The 546-nt window shown below is 76.7% G+C and carries 1 pseudogene; it reads right to left on the bottom strand.

Going from position 1 to position 546, the window contains the following annotated elements:
- Positions 1-546, bottom strand: a pseudogene (locus ND748_RS33540) (exodeoxyribonuclease V); the annotation flags it as partial.

Genomic DNA, 546 nt, shown 5'->3' on the forward strand with positions numbered 1-546 from the left:
GTCCTCGACCTGGGCCGTCCCGTCCGGGCCGGCGTCGTCGGCCGTCCGGTCGCCGGCGGCCGGCGAGTCGTCGTCCGCGGCGTCCTCGTCGTCGAACATCAGCGCGGTCGGTGGCGGCCCGGCCGTGGCCGGCGACCCGGCTGTGTCGTCGTCGACGTCGTGGTTGTCGTCGTCCGGGCGGCGGCGCACTCGTGGCGCGCCCGCGCGCAACGGCTCGGCGGTGGCCACCAGCCGTTCGATGCCGTCGGCGATGGACTGCTCAGCCATGGCGTAGCGCTCCAGCGCGATCCGGTCACCGACGGGGATGATCCGGCCGTCGTCGACGGCGGCATCCAACGCCTGACGCGGATCGGCCACCCTCTCCCGGCCTGCGGCCTGCAGCACGGCGTCGACCGGGCCAGCGGTGTCCCCGGCCCGCGTCGCCGCCCGGCCCAGCAGATGGGTGAGCACCGCGGGGCCGCGGCGAGGGTCGTCTCGGTGCAGCCCACGGCGGCGGGCGAACCGGTCGGCCTGGCCGATCTCGCACTCGGCGGCGGTCAGCAGCAT

Origin of the sequence: Frankia sp. AiPs1, from assembly GCF_023716945.1 — a bacterium.
Classification (GTDB): domain Bacteria; phylum Actinomycetota; class Actinomycetes; order Frankiales; family Frankiaceae; genus Frankia.